At 30.1% G+C, this 1,594-nt stretch carries 1 protein-coding gene; it reads left to right on the forward strand.

The genetic code is table 11. From position 1 onward, the window contains the following. Positions 1–369 precede the first annotated feature (369 nt). The gene (locus tag CER22_RS30985; RefSeq protein ID WP_088610501.1) at positions 370–1,299 is read left to right on the forward strand and encodes a DMT family transporter; all 930 of its coding nucleotides are present in this window, start codon (positions 370–372) and stop codon (positions 1,297–1,299) included. Positions 1,300–1,594: the final 295 nt, after the last annotated feature.

The raw sequence follows: 1,594 nt of genomic DNA on the forward strand, positions 1-1,594 counted from the left end.
TAAGTCGATTCGACTTAGGTTTTTTTGTGTTTATTTTTATTTACCAAATGTCATAATCCATAAATTTAATAATCTTAAAGAAGAAAAAAGATGAAATAGAGACTGTTTAAAATGAATTTTGAACGATAATGCCATAAAAGATAATAAAGTAATACATTTAAATGTTAGGTTAAGGTAAGAATTACCTTTTTGTATTAATTGAGTCATGGAATGACTAAAATATTTTACTTTTTATATGAAACCGTTATGTGGAAAATAGCTATTCAGTTGTTTTTCACATAACGGTTTTTCATTTTTAAAGGATTTTACATAAGAAAAAATCTATAATTAAGATAGTTAACATATATTTTTTGATGGGTGTGGGGGATTATGAAAGAAATATGCATGTTATTAGTGGCTGTTATATTATGGGGGACAGCCATTGCGCCAACAAAGTGGGCATTAGAATCTATTCAGCCATTTACTTTGTTATTTATTCGCCTTTTCTTAGCTGGTGGAATCTGTTTACTATTCTCATTTAAACAATTAAAAAGATCAGTTGTACATAAACAGGTCCCGTGGAAAAGAATGAGTTTACTATCTTTTACTGGCGTATCTGGGTACTTTATGTTCACATCCTACGGTATTTCTTTAACAAGTGGATTGCATGTTAGTATTATTGATGCTGCTTTACCTTTAGTTACAATTCTTTTTTCGGCGTTCTTTTTGAAAGAAAAAATTCGGCTTAATTATTGGATCGGTATTGTATTGGGGGCTATCGGAGTACTTCTTATTACAATTCCATCTAGTAATGTCGATCAAGAAGTATCTTTAATAGGAGATATCCTTATTTTATTAAGTACGTTCTTATTTGCTTTCTATACAGTATTGCTGAAACGACCAAAACAAGAACAGTATCTATCAAACAAGGTTTTTACAACATTAACTTTAATTATTGGAGCTGTTATTCTATTACCATTTGCAATGGCAGAAACTTTTTATTATGGTTTTCCAAAAATCGAAACATGGAAGACAGGGTTTAGTGTAATATATCTTGTTATTGGGGCAACAATTTTAGCGTATTGGTTTTGGAATAGAGCATTAGAGACAGTCTCGGCATCAGTAAGTGGATTATATTTAAATGCGTTACCGTTAATAAGTATAGTTGCTTCAATTGTTCTATTAAATGAATCTTTAACGCGGAGAATAGTAATAGGTGGCAGCTTAGTTTTATTTGGAGTGATATGGGCGGATAAACGTAAACTAATTGATTTATTTATATCAGACGATCAAAATATTAAAGAGAATGAAGAATGTTAAAGTTTATAAGAGCATGTATATAATGTTTAATGGAAAGGACGCTTTGTATGTAATAGGATGTCCTTTTCATTATTTTCATTGAATGAGAGGAATTAAATAACTGAAACTAATATAGAAAATAACTTTGGAATTATTTTTATTATTAATTGAATAAAAGGTGTTGACGATTAGGCTATAGAGGTGTAATATAGAACAAGTCGCCGATGCAATAACGCAGAACGCGGCAAATAAAATGAAAAACTTAGTTGACATTAACTAACGAAGATGTTAACATAAGGAAGTCGCAAATGAGCGA

It is taken from the genome of Bacillus sp. K2I17 (genome assembly GCF_002209985.1).
Lineage (GTDB): Bacteria > Bacillota > Bacilli > Bacillales > Bacillaceae_G > Bacillus_A > Bacillus_A wiedmannii.